This window comes from Lentibacillus kapialis, assembly GCF_014646635.1.
GTDB classification, from domain to species: Bacteria; Bacillota; Bacilli; order Bacillales; family Amphibacillaceae; genus Lentibacillus; species Lentibacillus kapialis.
The window spans coordinates 1-7698 of sequence record NZ_BMNQ01000086.1 but is presented as its reverse complement, the minus strand read 5'-3'; the positions used below and the strand labels follow the sequence as shown (position 1 = coordinate 7698).

The 7698-nt window shown below is 45.0% G+C and carries 9 protein-coding genes and 1 pseudogene; all 10 read right to left on the bottom strand.

Annotated elements, in window-relative coordinates; translation table 11 throughout:
• Nucleotides 1-163 precede the first annotated feature (163 nt).
• Nucleotides 164-367 (bottom strand): copper chaperone CopZ, encoded by a 204-nt coding sequence (copZ, locus tag IEW67_RS17035; protein ID WP_188634277.1) that lies wholly within the window; start codon nt 365-367, stop codon nt 164-166.
• A gap of 85 nt (nt 368-452) precedes the next feature.
• The gene (locus IEW67_RS17030; protein ID WP_188634276.1) at nt 453-2837 is read right to left on the bottom strand and encodes a heavy metal translocating P-type ATPase; all 2385 of its coding nucleotides are present in this window, start codon (nt 2835-2837) and stop codon (nt 453-455) included.
• Between the two features lie 15 nt (nt 2838-2852).
• The gene (locus IEW67_RS17025; protein WP_188634275.1) at nt 2853-3155 is read right to left on the bottom strand and encodes a metal-sensing transcriptional repressor; all 303 of its coding nucleotides are present in this window, start codon (nt 3153-3155) and stop codon (nt 2853-2855) included.
• A gap of 371 nt (nt 3156-3526) precedes the next feature.
• Entirely contained in the window at nt 3527-3703 is a 177-nt protein-coding gene (locus tag IEW67_RS17020) for a hypothetical protein (RefSeq protein ID WP_188634274.1), read from the bottom strand.
• Nucleotides 3704-3832: 129 nt separating this feature from the next.
• Nucleotides 3833-4084: a globin family protein gene (locus IEW67_RS17015; protein ID WP_188634273.1), complete on the bottom strand. Its 252-nt coding sequence runs from the start codon at nt 4082-4084 to the stop codon at nt 3833-3835.
• A 441-nt stretch (nt 4085-4525) separates the two neighbouring features.
• A complete protein-coding gene (locus IEW67_RS17010) occupies nt 4526-5104 on the bottom strand; it encodes a class I SAM-dependent methyltransferase (protein ID WP_229671921.1) in 579 nt (192 codons plus the stop codon).
• A 62-nt stretch (nt 5105-5166) separates the two neighbouring features.
• On the bottom strand, nt 5167-5949 hold the full coding sequence (locus tag IEW67_RS17005) for a sulfite exporter TauE/SafE family protein (RefSeq protein WP_188634271.1): 783 nt from the start codon (nt 5947-5949) through the stop codon (nt 5167-5169).
• 47 nt (nt 5950-5996) lie between these two features.
• On the bottom strand, nt 5997-6224 hold the full coding sequence (locus IEW67_RS17000; RefSeq protein WP_188634278.1) for a sulfurtransferase TusA family protein: 228 nt from the start codon (nt 6222-6224) through the stop codon (nt 5997-5999).
• Between the two features lie 93 nt (nt 6225-6317).
• Nucleotides 6318-7448, bottom strand: coding sequence for an MBL fold metallo-hydrolase (locus IEW67_RS16995; RefSeq protein WP_188634270.1), 1131 nt, complete (start codon nt 7446-7448; stop codon nt 6318-6320).
• Nucleotides 7449-7472: 24 nt separating this feature from the next.
• Nucleotides 7473-7577: pseudogene (locus IEW67_RS16990) on the bottom strand (DsrE/DsrF/DrsH-like family protein); the annotation flags it as partial.
• Between the last annotated feature and the right edge of the window lie 121 nt (nt 7578-7698).

Genomic DNA, 7698 nt, shown 5'->3' with positions numbered 1-7698 from the left:
TGCCGCCGACTTCCTTCCGATTCCACCTCGCAGTGGACACCCTTGTCTTTGGCTAGCGGTTCCTACTACCAAGCCCGCAGGAGACTTTCACTCCCTAGACATAGCACATGCCCGGCGCACTAAAAAAAACCGGCTCCCCTATTAGGAAACCGGTTATCATCAATTATACGACGACATCGTAACCTTGCTCTTCTACTGCTTCGCGCATGGCTTCGATATCAGTCGATTCGTCATAGATGACAGTCACTTTTCCTGTATCAAGACTTACTTCAACACCCTGTACACCTTCTAATTCTTCGAGCGCCCCTTTAACAGCACTTTCGCAATGACCGCATGTCATGCCACTGACATCCAATGTTGTTTGCATAGTAATGATCTCCCCTTTATAAAAATTAATTGAACAGGATACCAGCCCTTTGTGGAGGAAATCATTCCACAAAAGGAGAGACTCCTTATATTTTAACACGCTTCAGACGTAGTGCGTTTGATACAACGCTGACGGAACTCAATGCCATGGCTCCGCCGGCTATCCACGGTGCCAACAGCCCGACAGCCGCGATTGGAATACCGGCACTGTTATAAGCGAACGCCCAGAACAAATTCTGCCGGATATTTTTTATTGTTGCTTTACTAATGCCGATCGCTTTTGGTATCAGCAGCAATTCACCGCCAAGAATGGTTACATCAGCTGCTTCAATGGCAACTTCAGTACCCGTTCCAATGGCAATTCCGATATCAGCGACAGCGAGTGCCGGAGCATCATTAATACCATCACCGACCATCGCGACTTTTTTATCCTGAAGCTGTATCTCTTTTACTTTATCCGCTTTTTCCTCTGGTAAAACGTGCGCGATAACTTGATCAATACCGACTTGTTTTGCAATAGCCTGTGCTGTCCGCTCATTATCGCCTGTCAGCATAATAGTTTCCAGTCCTTGGTCATGCAGCCGGCGGATGGCCTCTGTCGCTGTTTCTTTAATCGTGTCGGCTACTGCAACGATGCCGCGGAATTCACCATTAACGGCTATCAGCATCGCAGTCTTACCGTCAGTCTCATAATGAGTCATAGCATCGTCGGCTTCATCGATAACCACATCATGTTCAGCCATCAGTTTTCGCGTGCCGACAAGGATTTGTTCGCCGGCAACAACGGCTTTAATGCCCCGGCCCGGTATAGCTTCAAACGAATCCGCAGCGGGCACTGTCATGTCCTGCTCTGTAGCATACGCGACGATAGCCTCTGCCAATGGATGCTCGGAACCTTTTTCAGCACTGGCCAGCAGCTTCAATGTGTCTGTATCGCCGGTAAAATCAGTCACCTCAGGTTTCCCTTTTGTAATCGTACCTGTTTTGTCTAGAATCACCGCATCCAACTGATGCGTACGTTCCAAGTGTTCGCCGCCTTTGAACAAAATGCCGGTTTCAGCAGATTTGCCAGTACCGACCATAATCGAGGTCGGTGTTGCGAGCCCCAACGCGCATGGACATGCTATCACAAGCACGGCGATTGACGCGACCAGCGCCGGCTCAAACGCGCCCGGCTGCACAAACACAATCCAAATGATAAACGTCAATAAGGCGATTCCGACCACAATTGGAACGAAATAACCCGAAATAACATCTGCCAGCCGTTGGATCGGCGCTTTGGAACTTTGTGCGTCTTCCACTACTTTGACAATGGATGCCAGTGCGGTATCCTTGCCGACTTTAGTAGCCTCCATTTCAACCGTGCCATTTTTATTGATGGTTGATCCGATGACACTGGATTGTACATCTTTTTCAACAGGAATCGATTCACCGGTGATCATCGACTCATCAACCGATGTCTTACCTTTGGCAACCAAACCATCAACAGGGAATTTTTCACCCGGTTTAACCAGGAGACGGTCACCGACGGATACATCTTCCACATTGACCATCACTTCTTCGCCACCTTGAATAACGCGCGCTTGTTTAGCCTGCAAATTAAGCAATTTGGATAATGCGGCCGTCGTTTTACCCTTTGCAGCGGTTTCCATATATTTACCAAACAGGATTAACGTGATTAAAATAGCACTCGTTTCAAAGTATAAGTGTGGTTCATAAGCTGGTATTCCAATTGTCTTAACCGATTCATACAAACTGTAAAAGTAGGCGGCACTCGTTCCGAGAGCAACGAGCACATCCATATTGGCGCCACCGTTCCGCAAATTTTTATAGGCTCCAACATAAAACTGCCAGCCGATGATGAATTGCACTGGTGTTGCCAGAGCAAATTGGAACCATGGATTCATCAGGATATCCGGTACATTCATGCCAAACAAGTGTACAAGCATCGTCATCAGAAGCGGCGCCGACAGTACAGCGGAAATGATCAATTTCATTTTCATCCGTCTTATTTGCGTTTCCTTCTGTGATCGTTTATCTTCCTGCTCGGTTTTCACGTTGGCATCATAACCCAGTTTTTGAATCCTTCCGATAATATCATCTTTTTCCATCAGGCCGGGATTGTATTCTACTGCAGCACTTTCCGTAGCCAGATTCACATTGGCCAGTTTGATACCGCTCTGTTTATTAAGCACTTTCTCAATCCGGTTCGAGCAGGCTGCGCAAGTCATGCCGTAAACGTCAAATTCTGCTTTTTCGGTCTGAACACCGTATCCCAGTTTTTCAATTTTGGCGGTTATATCATCAACCGAAACATCAGAGGGGTCATAGGCTACAGATGCTTTTTCCGTCGTTAAGTTGACTTTCGCATCAACGCCATCCATTTTGTTTAATACTTTTTCGATCCGGTTTGAGCAGGCAGCACAGGTCATCCCTGTTACACCAAGCGTTTTGTTTTCTGAATCATTCATCTTTCATACCCCTCCTTACTTGGAGAACTGCTTCATAACCTCCATTAATTCTTCAATCGCTTCTTCCCCCTCGCCGGACTGCACGGCATCACTGACGCAATGCTTCGTATGCCGCTCAGCAATGGAGAAGCCGACTTTTTTCAGTGCTGCATTAATAGCACTAATCTGCACTAATATATCAACACAATAGCGATCTTCTTCGACCATTTTCTGAATACCCCGCACCTGTCCTTCAACCCGCTTCAGACGGTTAACGACAGCTTGCTTTTCAGCATCGGTCCGGGGTGTTACCGGGTGATCCCGCAAATGTTCGCCCATCTGCTACCCCCCTTTCATCTTCTAATTATAGGATACCCCCCTTATGTATATTTGTCAACAGAGAAATAGTCTTAACGCATCTTTCGCACCATACGAAGTGACTGTAAACTTAGTGAATGCAGAAGCTTGTAGTCTCTGCGAATTCCTTGACAAAAATACTTCAGTTTTTGGCATAGCTGATTTAATCAGAATCATTTCCAAAATGTAGGAGGCAGTGCGCGGGCTCTGGAAATTCGTGCGCTATATTCGAGATTTTGGCATCTATTGGATTTCGGCATTTCTCGGATTTCGCGCGAAAACTTCAGAAAGTTGCGCGACAGCAATCACGTGAGGGGGGTGGTACCATTATGGTAGACCATTATCTATCATAATCAGGAAATAACCTGGATTTTCCAACGGGGCTGTCCAAAATTGCCATTGATATTATTAGAGAGCGCGACATCAGTCATAACGTTGATGTAAAAGGAGTCGGATTTGATGCCAGTCTGAATGGTTTCTTGCTTCAAGCGTTTCAGCCACCTGGTATCGGGGGCCTCAATTATTCCCATGCTCTGGTTCTACCTGTCTGGCACCATATTAATAATTGGGGGGGGTATGAATGGTACTCAAATTAAAACAGGACAATAACATGAATAATCTGATAAATCATCCACTTATAGCCCTAAACGATTGGTTTACTATTCGATTGTTCCACTGATAACCTCGTTCTTGTGAGCTGTGAAGGCATCAAGGACTTCATTCTTTTCCTTCTCCGGCACATCAAAGTGGTCGAGTGTGTCAGCCAATACCTTGCCTGCTGCATCAAATTCTTCCCCAGTTAGCTTCATATTGTAATGAGTCGGTTCCAGGTCCAGACTATCGTCATTAGGGATAGTGCTTACGTACTTATGAGGACCCCCAGACTTTTCGCTAACCCATAAAGTAGTCAAAACAATAAAACCCGGTTCTCTCCATCCTTGATTTGCATACCAATCTTTGAGAAAAGGGTTAAAAGAATTTTTTCCCTGCAACCGGATCCTCTGCAAGTGCTTTAGCGAAATAATCAACGACTGCTGCAATACTATAGATCCCACCGAGGCGTTCATATAATGATTTTTCAGACATGATAACTCCTCCTTTATTTTTCTATTACCACAAATGCCGCAATTCAAAACATTTGATTATAGAAATACTATTGGTGAATGATCGCCTCGCTCAAGTTCGACGGGGGCCCGCTCAAGTTAAGGCTGCTCTCGCACGAGTTGGGATTATTATCATTGCAAAATTTTTCGGTCTACCATACGATTTAACACTACTGAGCTGCCTCGCCAATCAAAATAGCTGCAGACACATAGAAAACACCGGTGCAAAACAGCGCCGGTGTTCCTCTCTTATCCAATTATCCTTTTTTGAGCTTTAATCGCATAGTGTTCTGAGTCCGGATGAAACACGTCCGTATCAAACCCGTGTTCCTGTAAGATGCTTTCCATTTTGTCAGAAGGAATTCTGATTTCGAGCGGCGGACCGGAATCTGATTCAACTGCTTCCCAATCCATTAGCAGCAGATATCCGCCTGCTTTGAGAATGCGTTTCATTTCATTAATGGTCCGATCAATACTCCCTACCTCATGGATGACAAATGCATTTAGGACTCGTGTTACTGAATTGTCAGGAAGATTAACGTTTTCCAAATCACTGACAACGGTTTGAATATTTCCGATGTCTTCTTTTTCGGCATTCTGCTGAAGTCTTTCCAACATTTCCGGTTCAATATCCACAGCATAAACGTCACGTTCAGTCAGCCTGGCTAACGGAATCGAAAACAAACCGGGACCTGCACCCAAGTCCGCTACTGTATCGTCGTTGCTCACCTTCAAATGGTCAATTATTTTCTCCGGCTGTAATTGCGCCTTCCGTTCTTGGCTCACCAGCTTATCAGCATTTTTTGGGTTAAACCTTTTGTCTGTCATCAATTATCACCTCTACTATGGTCGTATACAATTCGTGGTTGGCCTATACATCATAAAATGATTCAAAAGAAATCCGTCCAAATTTTCACGGCCGTACCGAGGATCAGCACAGCCAGGGTGCCCTGCAGGATTTTTGTATTGACCCGTTTTCCGGCATTTGCTCCCAGCGGCGATGCGATCAGACTGGCAACGATCATCACAATCGCGGGGATCAACAAAATCTGTCCTGTCATGATTTTCCCTGCCGTGGAACCAATCGATGATATAAAGGTAATCGCCAGTGATGATGCGATGGTCATACGTGTCGGAATCTTTAAAACAAGAAGCATGATCGGCACTAAAATAAATGCGCCTGCTGCGCCAACGATACCGGCGCCAATCCCCGTTACAAATGCCAGAGAGGCCGCAAGCCCTTTATTGAACGTGACCTGTTCTAACGGGATGTCGTCTATTTGCGTCTTGGGAACAAACATCATAATGGCTGCAATCGTAGCCATCAAACCATAAACTAAGTTGACCCCGCCATCTGTCATAAACTGTGATCCGTATCCACCGATAAAACTTCCAATCAGAATACTGATTCCCATATAAATGATAAGGGTTTTATTCAGGTAACCACCCTTCCGGTATGCCCAAACGCCACCAATTGTTGCAAACAGCACTTGAACGGCACTGATGCCGGAAACTTCATGGGCTGTAAAAGCTGCCAACCCGAACAACGGGGGAATATATAAAAGCATCGGGTACTTAACAATCGATCCGCCGATCCCTACCATTCCGGAAATAAATGAACCGGCAAACCCAATCAGAAATAGAACAATAATAAAAACGAGACTGAATTCCATCTAAATTTTCCCCCTAAAAGAAGGGGGCCCAACATCCGGGGCCTCCATTACGCTTTTTTGATCCAGAATTTAAGGACGTCATCTTCCTCTGCTACATCCATCAGTTCATGACCACCAGATTTAGCCCATGCTGACAAGTCGCTTTTGGCTCCTTTATCGGTTGCATGAATCTCCAAAATGTCACCTGAGTCAATTTCTTCAATGGCCTTTTTCGTCTTTACAACTGGCATTGGGCATGCCATACCTTTTGCATCTAATACCTTCACTGCTTCCATCATAAGTTCCTCCTTATTCATTGATTACATTTTTATATTTTCACGATTGTTCATAAACATCATTGTTACAGGTCTTGCACCAGCCTCACATTATTATCCATGCACTGCACAGCGGTTTGGTCCAATTTCCATTTCGCGTTGTTTTTCGTTTTCAGGATTCATTTTACCCATATTGGTCTGACGAATATTTTCGTGTTCATTTGGTTGCGGTGGAAGATTCTCGGTCACCATCTTTCTGAATTCTCGCTCATCTTCCACCTGCAAACCCGGATTACGTTGGTACAAGTCACCAATCCGTGCTTTCACACTGCCTTTTTCGTCCAGCTCTTCTACAAATGAATAGTGAGCAGGCAACACAATCAAATCATCTGATAAGGCCTTATAACGATCGTACAATGTTTCGCGCAGATCGCCTACCCAGTCATCGGCTTTACCGGCCAGATCCGGCCGTCCGATTGATTTTACAAACAAAATATCCCCTGTCAGCAAGTATTGATCATCAATTATCAGCGATGTGCTTCCAATTGTGTGTCCCGGTGAATAAAGTGGCTGCACCTGAATGGTTGTATTGCCAACGGTTATATCATTGTCCTCTTCCAGCGGTGCATAATCAAACGTCACCTCACCAGCATCTTTCGGCGGCAAATGATATGTTCCGCCAGTATTTTCAGCAAGCTGACGACCACCTGAAATGTGATCGGCATGAAGATGGGTATCGATTGTATGCGTGATGGTGACACCTTTCTCTTCGGCAAATCGTTCATAAATAGCTGTCATTCGGTTGGCGTCGATTACGGCTGCTTCATTTTCGGAAACAGCCATATACGAAAGGCAACCCTTGCCAAGTCGGACAAATTGATAAAGACTTCCACCGCCATGCAAATCAGCTATTTTAACCGGCTCCAAATGTTCGCTCCAGGCCTTCATACCGCCTTCCAGATCATAGACGTTCGTAAAACCTTCTTCTTCCATCATTTCAGCGACCATTTTAGACGAGCCGCCTTTAGCACAAACAATGATAATTTCCTGGTCTTTGTTCAGTTTTTCAGCAACAGGGCCGATTCCGTCAAGCAAATTGAAATAAGGCTCATTGATTATGTGGACACTGCCCCCTTCAATCTTCCATTCATCAAATTCATCCGTATTCCGGACATCCAAAATAAGCGTCTCTTCACGGTTGACGACACGTTTTGCCAATTCGTCAGTTGTTACACTCTGTGACACGTTTCGAACCTCCTTCGTCGTTATTTAAAATGTTAATGACATGTCAGCGTCTTTGGCAAATTCAATAAAAGATGCCGCTCCGCCGACTTCAATGCCATCTACAAACGCATCTTTTTCCAAATTCATAACATGGTTAGCCCCCAAAAACGGGGGAATTTCATAAATCAATAAAAAAATCATAAGCGTCTATTTTCCGAGAAAATGTTGCTTCATAACCTGAAGTTTTCTAAAAATACGCTGTTCGGACGAA